Source organism: Rhodococcus sp. 05-2255-3B1, assembly GCF_002258545.1.
Classification (GTDB): Bacteria; Actinomycetota; Actinomycetes; order Mycobacteriales; family Mycobacteriaceae; genus Rhodococcoides.
Map to the genome: position 1 here is coordinate 207,012 of NZ_NOZC01000007.1, position 16,652 is coordinate 223,663.

Here is a 16,652-nt window from a genome sequence, read left to right on the forward strand (position 1 = left end):
GCCTTTACTACACGTTTACTCCGAAATCGCGAGCGATTCCTGCGAGTCCCGAGGCGTAGCCCTGACCGACCGCGCGGAACTTCCACTCCGCGCCGTTGCGATACAGCTCACCGAAGACCATGGCGGTCTCGGTGGAGGCGTCCTCGCTGAGGTCGTAGCGTGCGAGCTCGGAGTTGTCGGCCTGGTTGATGACGCGGATGAACGCGTTGCGCACCTGACCGAACGACTGCGAGCGTGCGTCCGCATCGTAGATGGACACGGGGAAGACGATGGTCTCGATCTCCGGCGGTACTGCGGCGAGATCGACCTTGATCTGCTCGTCGTCTCCGTCGCCCTCACCCGTGGTGTTGTCCCCGGTGTGCTCGATGGAGCCGTCGGGAGACTTCAGGTTGTTGAAGAACACGAAGTGCCCGTCGCTCAAGGCCTTCTTCGTCGAGTTCAGAGCGATGGCGCTGGCGTCGAGATCGAAGTCGGTGCCGGTCGTCGTGCGGATGTCCCATCCGAGACCGACCACGACCGCGGTCAGGTTCGGAGCTGCCTTGGTGAGCGAGACATTGCCACCCTTGCTGAGGCTGACGCCCATTGAGAGGTCCTTTCGCAATTGGTTTCCCGTTACGGGGTCAACCGTAGTGGGAATGTCCGGTTCTTGGACGTACTCAGCCAACGACTGCGACATCGCCAGGGTTCCCGTCAGTACTATCGAGCAGGTGACAAGTCGCTGGCCTGGGGTGTTCCGCCGGGGTGCCGAATCGGACGCCGCCGCGCGTCGATCCCAGGACAACGCTGTCGCCGCGTTCCTCGACATGGACAAGCGTCAGTCCATCGCGTCGGCCGGCGTCGAGGCCTCCACCGCACTGCGCCCTCAGGATCGACTCGCAGGCCGATGGTCCGACACCGAGAAGCAATGTTTCGACGCCGGAGCCGCCTACCTCGCCGCCGTCGAGCAGTTCGACGGAATCACCACCCCTGCCGCCAGATCGGCGTTCGACCGAGCGACCGCGCTTCTGCACGATGCCAGCACTGCCGTCGATCGGTTCTACGACGCCCATCGAGGCACGCTCGAGCAGGCATCTGCTCAGTTCGCCGCGACCCCGCGCCTGGTCCAGGACGCGTTGGCCGAGGCAGACGCAGCCCGCTCCACCGTCGACGAGCAGTTCGCCGCCTACCCCTCACTTCGCCAGGCGTGGCGCGAACTCGATTCTGCGACAACACAATTGCAGGCCGATCAGCGCGACCCTCTGCGCGCCCGAGAGCACGCCGCCCAAGTCCGCGACCGTGCGGCCGCGCTGCGTGCTGCCGTGGACTCGGCCCCGGGACGCCTTCAGGAGGCCCGAACCGCGCTGGCCTCCGTGCGCACCCGAATCGAGGCGGTGCGAACCAGATCCGAAGGTATTGCGCCTGCCTTCTCGAGCTTGCTTCGTGAATTCAACGCCAAGAGCTCGGCGGATCTGTCCCGAAACGAACGATCCAGTGCGCGCCACATCGAGCAGGCCGACGAGGACCTGCGCGCGGCGCGTTCGGCACTCGATTCGGGCAATCCCGAGCAGTCACTGGATCTGGTCACCCAGGCGCGCCAACACCTGAGCGATGCCGAACAACTGGTCGACGCGGTCACCGACCGAGTTCGACTGCTGCGCGCGGTCAGGGCCGATCCGAAAGAGACCGAGAACAAGGTGCGGTTCAAACTTCGTGACGCTCAACAACTCGCGATCAATCGTGGTCTGGTTGCCGAATGGGGCTCGGTGTTGGATGCTCAGCTCGCCCGGATCGACAGGGCGAGCACAGCGCTGACGGGTACCCACCCGGACTACTGGTCATATCTGCAGGATCTGGATACCATTTCGGACTTCATCGCAGGCGTGATCGACCGCATGCGAACCTCGCACTGACTACATTCACACGAAGGACAGTGGTGCAACACTTTCGCCATCTCGACGCAGACACTCGCCGACGAGTGTTCTTCATGCAACCGGAAGACATCGAGACGAGCGACGGAAACGACCTCGTGGCAACGGCTCTCGGCGCAACGCTGTACATCCCGGCCACGCGTCCGGACCTGACGGCAACGGTGAACAAACGCACCGACGAGGGTGTGCGGTCCATCGTCATCGATCTCGAAGACGCTGTCGCAGATCATGATCTGGAAGAAGCGTTGGCCAACACCGTGCGAACTCTGAACGAACTCTCGGGTTCGGGATCGCTGGTGTTCGTTCGGGCTCGTACCGCCGCCCACATCCGCAGCATCTGCGACGGCCTCGACCACGGTGCCGCAGGGCTGGCCGGATTCGTCGTACCGAAGTTCACGGCAGCACGCGGAGCCGAGTTCCTCGACGAGATCGTCGCTGCGTCGAAGACACACGGCACCCGTCTGTTCGCCATGCCGGTCCTCGAATCACCGGAGGTGGTGCACCGGGAGACCCGCGACGCGGAACTGGTTGCCATTCGCGAACTGCTCGGTGAGTACCGCGACGTCGTACTGGCGGTGCGAATCGGTGCCACCGACATGTGCGGCACGTTCGGCATCCGCCGCGACCGGGATCTGACGATCTACGACGTCCGCGTCGTCGCCGACGTCATCAGCGCGATCGTCAATCACCTGGGCCGCTACGACGGTTCGGGCTTCGTCATCACCGGACCGGTGTGGGAGTACTTCGCAGACCACGAACGCATGTTCCGTCCCCTGCTGCGTCAGACGCCGTTCGTCGATCAACAGGCCGTACGCTTCCGCCAGCAACTGGTCAGCAGCGACCTCGACGCCCTGCTGCGCGAGGTGGCACTCGACCGCGCGAACGGCATTCAGGGCAAGACCGTCATCCACCCCTCGCACGTACCTGCCGTGCACGCACTGTCCGCGGTGACGCACGAGGAATACCACGATGCACTCGACATTCTCTCCTCCGACCAGGGCGGCGTCCAGGCGTCCGGCTACCGCAACAAGATGAACGAGCTCGGCCCGCACCGCAACTGGGCGAAGCAGACGGTGGTGCGCGCCAGGGCGTTCGGCGTCACCAACGAGGGAATCACGTTCGTGGATCTACTGACCGCACTGGCACAGCGATGAACACGAACCCGGCCGACGGAATCGCGCTCACCGACACCGGTTCGTCGTCGTCCTGGTCGGCCACGCAATTGGTGCGGCCAGGTCTGCGTCGCAATCCCCGCCGCGCCCATCTGTTGGTCTCGACGGTGCTCGGCAAACACATCCCTGTGGATCCGGACGTCGTGATCGCCGCAGGCACCGAACTGGCCGCCCTGGTGCACGCCGCGGTGGACGGTTCCGATGTCGATGTTCTCGGATTCGCCGAGACTGCAACGGGATTGGGCCACACGGTCGCAACGGCTCTGGGCGCGCACTGCTACCTGCACTCGACGCGCCGCGGTGTTCCCGGCATGACGGTGCACGGCGAGTTCGAGGAGGGTCACTCGCACGCCACCGACCACCTGCTGATGCCCACTTCGGCCGACCTTCTCGCCGGCGACCTGCCGTTGATACTCGTCGACGACGAGATCTCGACCGGAGCGACCGCATTGGATGCGTTGCGACAGATTCACTCCACGGCCGGGCGCGCGCACTACGTCATCGCATCCCTGGTGGACATGCGCACCGCCGAGCATCTCGCTGCAGCTGCCGCGGTGGCAACAGAACTCGGCGTTCGGATCGACAACGTGAGCCTGGCACAGGGATCCGTCGAGCTGGAGCCGGGACTGACGCAGACAGTGCTGGACCTGCCGGATCCGGTATTCAATCCCACTGCTGCACAGCCTGGCTCGGTTCATCGAGTCGACGCCCACTGGCCGGCCACCCTGCCGGACGGCGGACGCCACGGATTCCTCCGATCCGATTCGGCAGGTTTCGACTCCGCGATCGACGCCCTCGCAGCCACCGTGGATGCGTCGCTCTCCGAATCGACACCGGTGGTCGTCATCGGCCACGAGGAGCTCATGTATCTGCCCCTCCGGCTCGCGGCGGCCCTGCAGAAACTGGGGCACCGTGCGCTGTTCCAGACCACGACCCGGTCACCGGCGTACGTGCTGGACGTGCCCGACTACCCCCTGCGCCGTGGTTTCGAATTCGCTGCACCCGAGGACGAATCGGGACTGCGCTACCTCTACAACGCGTCCGCCCCGCACGAGACCACACTGGTGCTCGTCGCCGACGCCCCCGCCGACACCGACGCCCTTGCCGCCGCCGCGGAGACACTGGCAGCCTCGGGCACCGACGTACTCCTGGTGGTCGTGACGGGAGCCGACCCGGTGGCGCTCGAGGTTTCCCGGCGCGCACGCCCGCTCCGCGGACCCGAATTCGGCTCCTACGCGGCGGACGAAGTCACGTGGCTGCTCAAAGACCTCTCGTCGGTCTCCCTCGAAGCAGGAATCGAGGAGCGGGAGCAGCGCATTCAAGCCGGCGAGGCCCATTACGCCGAATCGCTTCCGGTCGAGTATCAGCCGGATCTGGCCTACCGCGAACTGTTCGAGAAGGTGCTACAGGAAAGCGCGTCACGGCTGGCGGTCGCGGTCGGAACCGTCACCGAGGTCGTGCTGGCCGAGCGCGGACACGACATCGCACTCGCGTCATTGGCTCGGGCGGGTACACCCGTCGGAATTCTGATGCGCCGCTGGGCATTCGCGGCCCACGGCATCGAGCTTCCCCACTACGCCGTCTCGATCGTGCGTGATCGAGGCATCGACGCCGTGGCACTGCGCTACCTCGCCGAACACCACGACTCGCGCTCGGTGGTGTTCGTCGACGGCTGGACCGGCAAGGGTGCGATCGCCCGCGAACTCACCGCCGCCCTCCGCGACTTTCCCGGTGCCGAGTTCGACGACGACCTCGCCGTGCTCGCCGATCCTGGCAACTGCGCGCGCACGTACGGCACCCGCGACGACTTCCTCATCGCGTCCGCCTGTCTCAATTCGACGGTCTCGGGCCTGGTTTCACGAACCGTGCTCAACGACAGTCTGATTCGTCCCGGGGACTTCCACGGCGCGAAGTACTACGCCGATCTCGCCCCCGACGACGTCTCGCGGCACCTGCTCGACACCGTCGCTGCGCGGTTCGACGATGTCCGCGGTGAGGTCGATGCCTCGGTGGCTGCGGTGTTGGGCTCCGACCGAACCCCCACCTGGACCGGATGGGCATCGGTGGAGAAGGTGCGTGAAGAATACGGAATCTCGCACGTCAACTTCGTCAAACCGGGCGTCGGCGAGACCACACGGGTGTTGCTGCGTCGCGTCCCGTGGCGGGTACTGGTGCGGGACGCCGATGCGCCCGAGCACGAACACATTCGGATGCTCGCCGCAGCCAGGGGCGTGCCGGTGGACGTGGTGCCCGACCTCGCCTATTCGTGCATGGGGCTGATCAAGAACGTCTCGAACGGGGACCCGTCGTGAGCGCTGTCGTCGCGGTGGATCTCGACCGTACGATGATCTTCTCCGAGGGAGCACTCGGGGTTCCCCTGGACGATTCGTTCGAGTGCGTCGAGATGTACGAGGGAAAACCGCTGTCCTACATGAGCTCTCGCGCGGTGACGCTGCTTCGGGAGTTGAGCGAGACCACGGTCGTGGTGCCGACCACCACGCGAACCATCGAGCAGTTTCGGCGGATCGCGTTGCCCGGGGCACCGTGGCGATATGCCATCACCAGCAACGGGGGCAACATCCTTGTCGACGGTGTGCCGGATATGCAGTGGCGCAGCAGGTTCGAGTTGGATCTGGTGGGAATCGGCGTAGAGTTGAGGTCACGGATCTCCGAGGAGTGGGTCCTCAAGTACCGCGAGGCGGACGGGCTGTTCTGCTACCTGGTGGTGAACACGTCCGCCGTGCCCGAGGGCTTCGTCGCGCAGTGGTCGCAGTGGTGCGCCGCTCGGGACTGGAACGTCTCGCAGCAGGGTCGAAAGATCTACACGATGCCCAACGCGGTGTGCAAGAGCTCTGCGGTGGCCGAGGTACGGTCTCGGCTGATCCAGGACGGCACGCTGGAGGCCGACGCTCGACTCTTCGCCGCCGGTGACGGCGCACTCGATGCGGAGATGCTCATGGCCGCCGACTCGGCCGTTCGACCACGGCACGGCGAACTCGAGCTGCTCGGATTCGCCCGGCCGGGCTTGACCGTCACCGACTCCTCCGGCGTCCGGGCCAGCGAGGAGATTCTCGAGTGGCTGCGGAACCGAAGTGCCGTGCGCCGCGTCTAACTGTTCGTCGGGGAGACAGGCAGTGGGGCAAGGGGTGGGCATGACGGATCCGTACGAGGAACTCGCAGCGACGATCGACAACATCGTCACCAGTGCGTTCGTGACGCCGGTCGGCCCCGAATTTCTCGGATCCGTTCTGCAAGCGGCATTCGAGAAGGCGAACGTGGCCCTCGACTACCGCGGCGAGTTCGAGCCGACCGAGGTGGTCATCACCGAGGCGTTCGAGGTGATGCCGCACGAGGAGATCGTGGCCATGGTCGGATCGCTGGGAACCGACACTATCGGGAACTCGTCCAAGAACTGGAACGACTTGTCCGCTGCCGCTACCACCGGATCCGACGCCTTCCGGTCCGGCATCGAGGCGGCCATGACGTCGGGCTGGTCGGGACCGACAGCCGACGCCGTCCGTGGCGGCGTGGCCGACTACGTGTCGTCTGCGACCGCGCTGTCCACCTCGATGAGCCTGATCAGCAACAAGTTACTCGAGGCGCACTCCGGATTCACGCAGACGCAATCGAGGATGCCGCCGGTGGTTGCGGCACCCGTGAGCAGCATGATCGATTCCCTTCTGCCCATTCCCTTCGCCGCGAAGGACGCAGCGTCCGCCCGCGAGGAGCAGCAGGAAGAAGCTCGTCGAATCATGCGCTCGGTCTACGTACCAGGGGTGTTGCAGTCCGATTCCGAGGTGCCGGTGCTACCGGCAGCGCACAACCCGGTCGCAGACAGTGCCCCCTCCAGCGGAGGCTGGGGACTCGGGAACTCCGCGGGGGACGGCAGCCTCGGCTCGAGTTCCGGAAACCGGAGCGCGAACGGAACAGATTCGGCGGCCCCGACGGCTGCAACGCAGGCACCACCCGGCGGCGCCGAAGGTGCCGATAGGGGTCGGACCGGTACGCCATCGGAGCAGGCGGGGGCCGGCGGTTCGGGTTCCTTGCCTCCTGCCGACAACTCCGGTGACACTCGGGCCGCATCGGCCACCGGGCCCGGCGCTTCCGGTGGTGCGGGTTCCGGGCTGGGCGCAGGTCCCGGCGGCGGCTACGGCGGAACAGGACCGGGCAGTGGCGGCTTCGCAGGATCCAATGGTTCGGGCTACGGCGGCGCGGGATACGCGGGTGGATCCGGAAACGGTTCCGGTGCCGGATCAGGTTATGGCAGCTCGGTTCTCGGCCCTCCGATCGGCGGCGGGACGGGCGGCGGCGGGGCAGGCAGCAATGGGGCGGGCGGCGGACTCGGCAGCGCAGCAGCGGCCGGCCGCGCGGGAGCGCACGGTATGCCGGGAATGGGTGCCGTGGGCGCACCGGGCACACGGGGAGCGGGCGACAACGACGGCGAACACGCGACTCCCGGTTACCTGGTGGACGTGAGCAACGGCAGCGAACTGATCGGCGATCTGCCCCTCGTCGCACCTCCGGTACTCGGCGGCTGACGATGACGACCTGGACCATGCCCGGCATCGATTTCATGATGCTGTGCAGTCGATTCGGACGCGACCGACTGCCGTACCCCCTGGCGGTCACCATCGACGTCGATACCGTGGACGAACTGCGACAACTGCGACTCGAGGCGTCGGCAAGGATCGACGCGATGATGGACGAGGAGCTCGGCGCAGCTGTTCGGAGCGTCGTCGACCCGATGGTTCGTATCGAATGTCGCGGCGAGACAACCGATTCCCCCAACGCAATCGTGCGCAGCCACGCAGCGATTCGCCACGACACGGCCGCGGTGCTGACTCAGCAGCCGGGGCCCGACGCCTCCTGCGGTGGTGCCGTCACCATCGAACTGACCGGTCCGGCTCGTGCCCCCGCCCTGGTCCTCGGGCCCGTGCCGAGTATCACGGCAGGCCACCGGCCGGCCAAGCGGCTCGAACGTGCCACTGCCGCAGCGACATCGGGTGGCACGCATCTGTCCACCGCAACGCGAGGCGCGACGGCGGACGAGCAGTTCCGATCGTTCTTCGACCGCCCACGGTCGGCAGTGGGCGAGATCATCGTCGCGCGCGGAAAGACCTACGACAACCGCCGCGACACCGACGCCGTCTCGTTCTTCTGGATGGACTTCGATCGGGACGGCCGGTACATCGTGCACTCCGGAGAGTCGATCGAGATAGCGCCTGCCGATACCGCCGGCTTGGCGTCGGAGATCGAAGGGCACGTGGCGGTCGCGCTGAGGCAATGACTGCGCGCCCTTGACACCGTATCGATTTTCGATAGGTTATCGATATTCGTTGTTATCGACTATCGATATGGAGGCGGCGGGATGGCATACGGACTGGGCTCGGCACGAGCCAACAAATGGGCTATGGCGTTCTACGCGGCTGCGGCTGTGGTGTGGTCGGGAAGGAGGCTGTGGCAGTACCACTCGTCTGAGGACGTCCTCGCGCGGTTGGAACTGCAATCGGGCACACCACCAGCCGAGTTGTTCGGCGGTCGGTTGGAACCGGGCAACTCGATCGAGCTCAGCGTGCCCAAAGCGGACCTGACCCGACTGATGGGCATCATCGACTTCATGCGCTACGGGTCCATCGTCGTAGGGATGGTCATCATTCTGGTCGGGCTGCTGTTCGTCTACCGATTCTGCGACCGCGTCATCATGGGCAACCCGTTCACCAACGCCGCTCGCACCGACGTGGTGATGATCGGCGTCTGCATCGCCGTCTATCCCGCCATCACCGGCTTCATGAATCTGCTGGGCACGAACAGTGTCGTCGGCGCACTGGAGCTATCGGACGTCGCAACGTCGTCGATATCGACCGTCGGCCTCTACGTTGCAGTCGTAGTAGCGGTGTTTCTGCAGTTCGTCTACGCCACCATCACCCAGGGCACCAAGCTCGCTCGCGATGCCGAGGGCCTGGTCTGATGGTGGAGGAGTTCGTCGACCACCTGGTCGTCTGCCATCTGGGCGAAATTCTCGACGCCCGCGGGATGACGCTCGCCGAGCTCTCGCGTCTGGCCGGAGTCAGCGTGGTCAATCTGTCGGTGCTCAAGAACGACCGCGCCAAGGCAATCCGATTCTCGACCCTCACCGCCGTGTGCCGCGCCCTCGACTGCACACCCGGCGACCTGTTCACCCTGCGGCAGATCTGACGGCCGCCGAATCCCAGTGACGCCAGTCGGACAAATCGAACAAGTACATTGGATGACGGTAACCAGCACTACGAGAGAGAGTCCATCACATTGTCTGCTCCGGCCGGTCAACCGTTGTCCAAGGGTCAGAACGGCCCACTCACCGTCGGTGACGTCGTCGTCTCCATCTCGCTGGCCGTACCCGCGGACCTGTCCGCGCTACTGGTCACCGACGCCGGAAAAGTGCGCACCGACGCCGATTTCGTGTTCTTCAACCAGCCCACCGGCCCCGGTGTACGCCTCGAGCCCGGTCAAGGTGGACCGGCCCGGCTCGCCGTGTCGCTCGCCGCAGTTCCCGCCGACATCGAGCAGATCCGCGCTGTCATCACCCTCGACGACGCGTCGAGCAACTTCGGTCGATCCGCCGCTCCCGTCGCCCGAGTGAGCGACGCGACCGGAAATGTGTTGTACGAGTACACGATCGACGGCTTGAGCTCGGAGTCGATCGTGATCGCACTGGAGATCTACCGACGTCAGGGAAGTTGGAAAGTGCGAGCCGTCGGGCAGGGTTACGCAGGTGGCTTCGCCGCACTGGTGACCGACCACGGTGTGTCCGTGGACGACGCCCCCGCACCCGCACCGACGCCGCCTCCCGCACCCGCCACTCCACCGCCACCCGCTGCGCCGCCCGCACCACCCGCCGCCCCGGTCCGTACCGAGGCTCCGGAAGTCAGCCTCACCAAATCCAAGCCCGTCAGCCTCACCAAAGGTCAGAAAGTCACCCTGCGCAAGGACGGCGGCGTGGCTCTGACGGTCATCCGCATGGGCCTCGGCTGGGATCCGGTGACCACTCCGAAGAAGGGCGGACTGTTCGGTGGCGGAGGCCGCGCCGCGAACATCGACCTGGACGCGTCGGCGATCATGCTCGCCGACCGCAACGTCAACGATGTCGTCTACTACGGCCAGCTCAAGGCCAAGGACGGCTCGATCGTGCACCAGGGCGACAACCTCACCGGCGAAGGCGAGGGCGACGACGAGGTGATCGTGGTCGACCTGACGCGGGTACCCAAGCACGTGACCGGCATCGTCTTCACCGTCACCTCGTACCGCGGTCAGACGTTCGAGCAGGTCGCGAACGCATTCTGCCGTCTGGTCGACAACACCACCAACACCGAACTCGCCCGCTTCACCCTGCAGGGCGGCATGCCGTTCACCGGTCTGGTGATGGCCAAGGTGTATCGCCAGGGCAGTGAGTGGAAACTCCAGGCGATCGGCGACGGCATCCAGGCCAAGCACGCCGGTGAAGCCGTCAAACAGCTCGGCCGCTATATGTGACCTTTCGGGCCCCGGTCCGATCCGAGATGGTCCGATCTGCAGCGCCGTCGAGCACGCCACCGAGCGGGTCGACGGCGCTGCCGTTTCTGATGAGATCCTCGGACGGTCGGTAGATCTGCCGAACGATCAACGCGCACAATCCGATCACGGCGACATCGCGCACCACGACGGTCGCGGTGAACCACTGTTCGGGAAGGCCCTTGTTCTCCACACCCAGGTAGTAGTACATCCGCGGGAACCAGACGAACGCGTCGATCGTCATCCACGCCAACAGAATTCGCCGATGCGGCAGCGCCAGCACGGCCAACGGAACCAGCCACAGCGAATACTGCGGGCTCCATACCTTGTTGGTGAGCAGGAACCCGGCCACCACCAGGAACACCAGCTGCGCGAGACGCGGCCGCGTCGGTGCCGTCGTACCGATGTATGCGATCAGCGCACACACGATGGCGAACAACACGAGTGTCACGGCGTTGAGGACCAACGGTTTGTCGCCCGGGTAGAGGGGGCCGTCGAAACCGGTCCAGCCGGTGAACGAGGTGACGACGTTGTACAGCGAATCCGGGTCGGCACCGCGCTCGGAATTGAGCCGGAAGAATTCGTACCATCCCGACGGATACAGCAGCGCGAGAGGGAGATTGACCGCCAGCCAGGCACCGAGCGCCGCACAGGCGGTGATGCCCCACTCGCGCATCTTTCCGGTGCGCCAGCACAGCACCAGCAGGGGTCCGAGGAACAGCAGGGGATAGAGCTTGGTGGCACCGCCGAGACCGATCAGAACTCCGGCCAGAACCGGCCGCTTCTTGGCCCACGCCAGCAACCCGGTGACAGCGAAAGCCGTTGCGAGAGCGTCGAAATTGGTGAACCCGTGCACGATCACCAGCGGCGAGGCCGCCACGAGCGCGGCATCCCAGATGCGGCGCCCGGCGGCTATCGCGGTGGCCCACACGGTGACCAGCCAGGCGACCGCCAATCCCAGGGCAACCACGTTGAAGTAGACCACGACCGGTAGCGCCTGCGGCAGGAAACTCAGTGAGTTCCAGGCTTTTCCGACGACCATCGAGCCGTACTGGTACAATCCCGCGAGCACCGGGTACTCCATGTACCTGATCTGACTGGACCCGTCCGCCTTGGTTTCTTCCCAGGACTTCTTGTACGGGAAAGCACCTTGATCGAGTCGCTCCGCCCCGTAGAGCGGCACGGTGTCGGAATAGCACATCGCCACGTACTGACGACTGCCACTCCAGTCGAGTCCGAGCTCGCCGCCCGGTCCCACCGGTGCCTGCTGGATACAGGCTGCCTTGGCGAACCAACCGAAGCACAGGAAGACCACCGCCAGCAGCAGAATCACCCGTAATGCGGTGAACCAGCGCTGCCGACCGATCAGCGCGTGCTTGCCGACCGGCCCGCCGATGACCGAGGACAGTTCCTCGGTCATCGGATCGGTACGACTGGGCAGATCGCGGTCTGCTGCGCTCGCGGGGTCGAGCCGACCGGGGCTGGCCACTGCTCGACCCTTGCGCTGGGGTTCGGTCGTCACCGCTGGAGTCGTTACTGCCCGGGTGCCGCTGGTTCGGGCGCGGCGGGTTCGGGTGCCGCCGGTTCGGGTTCCGCGGGCTGCGCCGGTGCCAGTCCTGGCAGCGGGATGGTGACGCCGGGCAGAATCTCGACCTGCCGCGGAGTGATGACCACCGGCGGCGAGATCTCCGTCGGAATCGGCAGGGTCACCTGCGGCGGAGCTGTCGACGGTGCCACCGTCGCCGTCGGGGCCGGTGCCGAGTACTGCGGCACCCCGGCCTGACCTGCGATGGCCTCCGGCGTCGGGAAGGTCTCGTTCGAGGTGCCCTCCAACGTGCCGTCCATCGTGTCTTTCCAGATGTCCGACGGTATGCCCGATCCGTAGATCGGTCCGCCGTAACTGTTCTCGAGCGGCAGACCCTGCTCGGTGCCGACCCACACGGCCGTGGACAGTGACGGCGTGTAACCGACCATCCAGGCGTCCTTGTTCTGCCCGGTGTCTCCGAGCTGAGCGGTACCGGTCTTGGCCGCCGACTGGCGACCGCCGGCGAGGTTGTGACCGTTGGAGTAGCCGGCGATCGGACGCATCGCCGAGGTCACGTTGTCCGCGACCGCGGCCGAGACGACCTGCTGGCCCGCTTCGGGAGCGCGGTCGAGAAGCACTGTGCCGTCGGCCGTGACGACCTTCTGCACGAAGTGCGGGGTGTGATAGACGCCCGACGCAGCCAAGGTCGCGTAGGCCGAAGCCATGTCGATGACGCGAGACTGGTACTGGCCGAGCACGACTCCGTAGTTGGGGCCTGCGTTGTCGGGCTCGGTGAGGGTGGGTCCGACGCCGTCGATCTCCTGCGGGATGCCGAGCTTGTGCGCCATGTCCGCGATGGCCTGCGGACCGTTGTCCATGCCGAGCATCATGCGATAGAAGCTCGTGTTGAGCGAGCGCTTGAGCGCTTCGGCGATGGTGCACGTTCCACAGGAGGCACCCTCGACGTTGCTGATCTCGATGCCGTTGACGTCGAGCGGCGAGCTGTCGTACATCTTCGAGAGCGGAATGCCCTGATCCAGCGCAGCGGCCAGACCGAACACCTTGAACGAGGACCCGGTCTGCAAGCCGGACTGCGCGAAGTCGAATCCTCGTCCGTCCGCGCCGCCGTAGTACGAGCGGACCGCACCGGTACGGGGATCGATGGACACCGAAGCCGTGCGCAGCTCGGACGGTTCGTTCTCGAGATTGCTGTTCACGGCATCGACCGCAGCCGCCTGGGCTTTCGGATCGATGGTCGTCGTGATCTGCAGTCCCTCGGTGTTGAGGTCCTGCTCACTGACCCCGGCAGCGGACAGCTCGCGCAGCACCTGGGCCTTGATCAGACCGTTCGGACCGGCGTCGTCGGCGTCACCGGAGTCCACCTGTGACGTAGGGACCACCACCGGGAACATCATCGCGGCCCGCTGGGTCGCGTCGAGCTGACCCTGCGAGACCATGCCGTCGAGCACGTAGTCCCAACGAGCTTGCGCGCCGGTGGGGTTGGTTTCGGGATCGAGATTGGAAGGCTGCTGAATGACCGCCGCGAGGACGGCACCCTCCTCGACCGAGAGCTGATCGACGGACTTACCGAAGTACGCCGTCGACGCGGCAGCGATACCGTACGCACCACGGCCGAAGTAGATGGTGTTGAGATACGCAGCGAGAATGTCGTCCTTCGACCACTGACGCGCCATCTTCGAGGAGATGACGAGCTCACGCATCTTGCGGGTCAGCGTCCGATCGTTTCCGACCAACGCGTTCTTCACGTACTGCTGGGTGATGGTCGAACCGCCGCCTGCGCTGTCGCGTCCGAGCACGTTGTCACGGAGCGCTCGACCGAAGCCGGTCACCGAGAATCCGGGATTGGAGTAGAAATCGCGATCCTCGGCCGAGAGCACGGCATTGCGCACGTGCTCCGGAATCTGTTCGATCGTCACGTCGGTGCGGTTGCCCTCGGGCGGCACCACCTTGCCGAGCACACTCGCGCCGTCCGCGGCGAAGATCGTGGCGACCTGGTTGGTCCTGATGTCGCCGGGACGCGGCACGTCCTCGACGGTGTACGCCACCATGAAGGCCAGGATCGGCACGATCAGACCCAGGGCGATCAACGCGTACATCGTGCGTCGAACGACCCGCCACTTGGACTTCTTCTTCGTTTTCGCGGCGGGACCTCTTTCGGGCGGCTCGGGCGGTTCGCTACCCGAGGAGAGAACTGATGGATCGTTCGGTTCGTAGGGCGGTGGCACGGAGCCGGACCGAGTGACGGCCGTCGGGGCAGCTGACCGAACAGGAGGCGCGATGGGCGGCTCTCCGTAGCGACGTTCTCCGTAAGGACGCTCACCTGCGGGACGTCCACTGACCGGATCGACCGGCGGCCTGCCCTGAAAGGGTCGGCTCTGCGGCGGCATCGGTCGCTGGCCCGGAGGGGGTCCGGGTCGCTGCCCGGGAGGAGGTCCAGGACGTTGGCCGGGAGGAGGCATCGGGGGACGACCCTGCGGCGGCATCGGACGCTGCCCGGGAGGAGGCCCTGGTCGCTGCCCGGGAGGAGGTCCAGGACGCTGACCGGCAGGGGGCATCGGGGGACGACCCTGCGGCGGCATCGGACGCGGGCCGGGAGGAGGCACCGGGCGACGACCGGGAGGATCGGAATGTCGACTGCCGCGCGGCGGCCCGGGCACGTCGGGACGCCGTCCGGAGTCGCTACGGCCCGGTTCGTTGCTACCCGGGTTGTTGTCGTAGGGGGAACTCACGTACGAATCTCCAGTAATTTCGGCGGCCGCGTCGAACTCTCGGTGGATGGGATCAGCGGAGCGATTGTGTCACTCACTCGCTGTTCGACGGTTCGGTTGTCGGGAACCCGATCGCGGACGACGGGGTTGTTTGGGCGCGGGAACCGCCCCGAGGACATAGGACTGGACGAGGTGGTTCCAACTGCACGACCTACACACCTCGACCACATGGACCGAGAACTCCTCCTGGGTCGCCGCGAGGCGGACGAGTTCGTCCGCAGTTCTCGCCGACCCGGACAGCGCCCCGAGCTTCTCGCCGAACACCCAGGACACCAGCGTGAGCTGCTCCTTGCGGCAGATGGGGCACACCACGTCGCTGCCGCGCCCGTGGAACTTGGCAGCGCGCAGCAGGTACGGATCTGCATCACAGACCGCTGCGACACCCGTCTTACCGGAGTAGACCTCGGCCAGCAGCGACCGACGCTGAAGGGCGTAGTCCACCACCTGTCGCTGAAGTCGCACGAGGACCAGAGTACGTGCGGCCCCTCCGATGCGGACCTGCGAACCCCGCCTCGGCAACGAGCAGGCCCCATTTCGGCCTCGAGACACAGTGCTCCACCTGTTGCGACGCGATGATCCGTCGTTCGTGATCATGCACACTGTGCCGATCCTCGCCGTGGGCATGACCGTCCGGTCCCTACACTCGCCCACATGTTCGCCACATCGGGAATACACGTGCGGCCCCGACGGGACGGCGACCTGAGCACCCTCCTACCCATCCTGCAACGTACGCACGAAACACAGCGCTATCCCATGCGCGCAGCGGCGGTGCGCGCCGACTGGCTTGCCGCACCCAACGAACTCGCAGCCTGGGTCGCCGAGCACGAGGGCACCGTCGTCGGACACATAGCGCTGCATCCGACGGCGTCACCGGGACAGGATCCCGGTGCGGACGATGCGAGCGCGCAGTGGCAGCGAGCAACCGGGGTCGCTGCCGATCGACTCGCCGTCGTGTCGCGGTTGATGACCGACGGCTCCGTGCCGGGCAGCGGAACGGCGTTGCTCGCACACGCAGTGAATGCGGCACGGAGCGAGGGACGGGCACCGGTGCTGCTCGTCGATCCGAGTAGCGCCGCTCTCGGCTTCTACCGCCGGCGAGGCTGGCACCGAATCGGGACGGCTGCGCAGCAGTGGGGCGAGTACCGAGTCGACGCGGTGCTCATGGTGGCTCCGGTTCGCTGAACCGATAAGCCACTCCACGTTCACCCGCGCTCGGTCACGCCAACAGAGCAAACAGGGCACACACCACTGCACCGCAGAGACGTACGCGGTCTGCTGATCGCAGTCGACTCATCAAGTGTCCGTTGCGTCCCGCACGCCCCAGTTCGCCATGGACTGGAGCAGCCTTGAATGCAGTCGCGAGCGCGGAGATCACTGCGCCGGCAACGCTGATCAGGGCAGCAAGGTGGGTCGAACCGGACACCAACACCCACAGACACGCAGCAGCGAGTAGTCCGTAGACCAGCCCGACTACGAGGGTGATGCGCCGCGAGTGAGCGTCATGGGCACGCTGCCAGTCGTCGTCCGGCACCTCCGCCAACGCCGGGTAGACGACGGCGGTCACCACCAACTGAAAGCCCAGGTGGAGGGCGGCAGCGGCGGCGAGCGCGTCGACCGGGGTCATAAGTCGCAGGATACGTTCACGGCCGAGTTGTCAGAATATGTATCGGCGCGATACATTCTTCGATAGTGCGGTCAATCGCATCGCCATGATGTGATCGTTGGATTCGAG

The 16,652-nt window shown here is 65.9% G+C and carries 15 protein-coding genes; 10 read left to right on the forward strand and 5 right to left on the reverse strand.

Annotated elements, in window-relative coordinates:
* Positions 1–7: 7 nt before the first annotated feature.
* Positions 8–583 (reverse strand): TerD family protein, encoded by a 576-nt coding sequence (locus CH249_RS05215; protein WP_032396932.1) that lies wholly within the window; start codon positions 581–583, stop codon positions 8–10.
* A 220-nt stretch (positions 584–803) separates the two neighbouring features.
* Between CH249_RS05215 and CH249_RS05220 the strand changes: the two genes are divergently transcribed.
* The 9 genes from CH249_RS05220 to CH249_RS05260 all read left to right on the forward strand — a co-directional run bounded on the left by CH249_RS05220 (position 804) and on the right by CH249_RS05260 (position 10,588).
* Positions 804–1,889 carry a hypothetical protein gene (locus CH249_RS05220; RefSeq protein ID WP_032397328.1) on the forward strand — a complete coding sequence of 362 codons (1,086 nt, stop codon included), beginning with the start codon at positions 804–806 and terminating at the stop codon, positions 1,887–1,889.
* Positions 1,890–1,912: 23 nt separating this feature from the next.
* On the forward strand, positions 1,913–3,061 hold the full coding sequence (locus CH249_RS05225; RefSeq protein ID WP_032397329.1) for an HpcH/HpaI aldolase/citrate lyase family protein: 1,149 nt from the start codon (positions 1,913–1,915) through the stop codon (positions 3,059–3,061).
* Entirely contained in the window at positions 3,058–5,391 is a 2,334-nt protein-coding gene (locus CH249_RS05230; protein ID WP_094682454.1) for a phosphoribosyltransferase, read from the forward strand. The genes CH249_RS05225 and CH249_RS05230 overlap by 4 nt, the downstream gene beginning before the upstream one ends.
* Complete coding sequence (locus CH249_RS05235) at positions 5,388–6,191, forward strand: HAD family hydrolase (protein ID WP_179273132.1); 804 nt, start codon at positions 5,388–5,390, stop codon at positions 6,189–6,191. The genes CH249_RS05230 and CH249_RS05235 overlap by 4 nt, the downstream gene beginning before the upstream one ends.
* 40 nt (positions 6,192–6,231) lie before the next feature.
* Positions 6,232–7,617 (forward strand): PPE domain-containing protein, encoded by a 1,386-nt coding sequence (locus tag CH249_RS05240; RefSeq protein ID WP_094646220.1) that lies wholly within the window; start codon positions 6,232–6,234, stop codon positions 7,615–7,617.
* Positions 7,618–7,619: 2 nt separating this feature from the next.
* Complete coding sequence (locus CH249_RS05245) at positions 7,620–8,366, forward strand: ESX secretion-associated protein EspG (RefSeq protein WP_094646221.1); 747 nt, start codon at positions 7,620–7,622, stop codon at positions 8,364–8,366.
* Positions 8,367–8,447: 81 nt separating this feature from the next.
* Positions 8,448–9,047, forward strand: coding sequence for a hypothetical protein (locus CH249_RS05250; protein WP_230596950.1), 600 nt, complete (start codon positions 8,448–8,450; stop codon positions 9,045–9,047).
* The gene (locus CH249_RS05255) at positions 9,047–9,274 is read left to right on the forward strand and encodes a helix-turn-helix transcriptional regulator (RefSeq protein WP_032396935.1); all 228 of its coding nucleotides are present in this window, start codon (positions 9,047–9,049) and stop codon (positions 9,272–9,274) included. Before CH249_RS05250 ends, CH249_RS05255 begins: the two co-directional genes overlap by 1 nt.
* Before the next feature lie 90 nt (positions 9,275–9,364).
* On the forward strand, positions 9,365–10,588 hold the full coding sequence (locus CH249_RS05260; RefSeq protein ID WP_256981096.1) for a TerD family protein: 1,224 nt from the start codon (positions 9,365–9,367) through the stop codon (positions 10,586–10,588).
* Here CH249_RS05260 and CH249_RS05265 read toward each other — a convergent pair.
* From CH249_RS05265 to CH249_RS05280, 3 genes are all read right to left on the reverse strand, one after another.
* The gene (locus tag CH249_RS05265; protein WP_094646437.1) at positions 10,563–12,026 is read right to left on the reverse strand and encodes a glycosyltransferase family 87 protein; all 1,464 of its coding nucleotides are present in this window, start codon (positions 12,024–12,026) and stop codon (positions 10,563–10,565) included. The genes CH249_RS05260 and CH249_RS05265 overlap by 26 nt on opposite strands.
* Before the next feature lie 113 nt (positions 12,027–12,139).
* Entirely contained in the window at positions 12,140–14,248 is a 2,109-nt protein-coding gene (locus CH249_RS05270) for a transglycosylase domain-containing protein (protein WP_094682453.1), read from the reverse strand.
* Between the two features lie 702 nt (positions 14,249–14,950).
* A complete protein-coding gene (locus CH249_RS05280) occupies positions 14,951–15,382 on the reverse strand; it encodes a DUF5318 domain-containing protein (protein ID WP_179273674.1) in 432 nt (143 codons plus the stop codon).
* A 189-nt stretch (positions 15,383–15,571) separates the two neighbouring features.
* Here CH249_RS05280 and CH249_RS05285 point away from each other — a divergent pair, with 189 nt between their 5' ends.
* Positions 15,572–16,102 carry a GNAT family N-acetyltransferase gene (locus tag CH249_RS05285; RefSeq protein WP_094646222.1) on the forward strand — a complete coding sequence of 177 codons (531 nt, stop codon included), beginning with the start codon at positions 15,572–15,574 and terminating at the stop codon, positions 16,100–16,102.
* Between the two features lie 34 nt (positions 16,103–16,136).
* Here the strand turns inward: CH249_RS05285 and CH249_RS05290 are convergent, their stop codons facing one another.
* Positions 16,137–16,544, reverse strand: a complete 408-nt coding sequence (locus tag CH249_RS05290; protein ID WP_094646223.1) for a hypothetical protein — start codon at positions 16,542–16,544, stop codon at positions 16,137–16,139.
* Positions 16,545–16,652 lie beyond the last annotated feature (108 nt).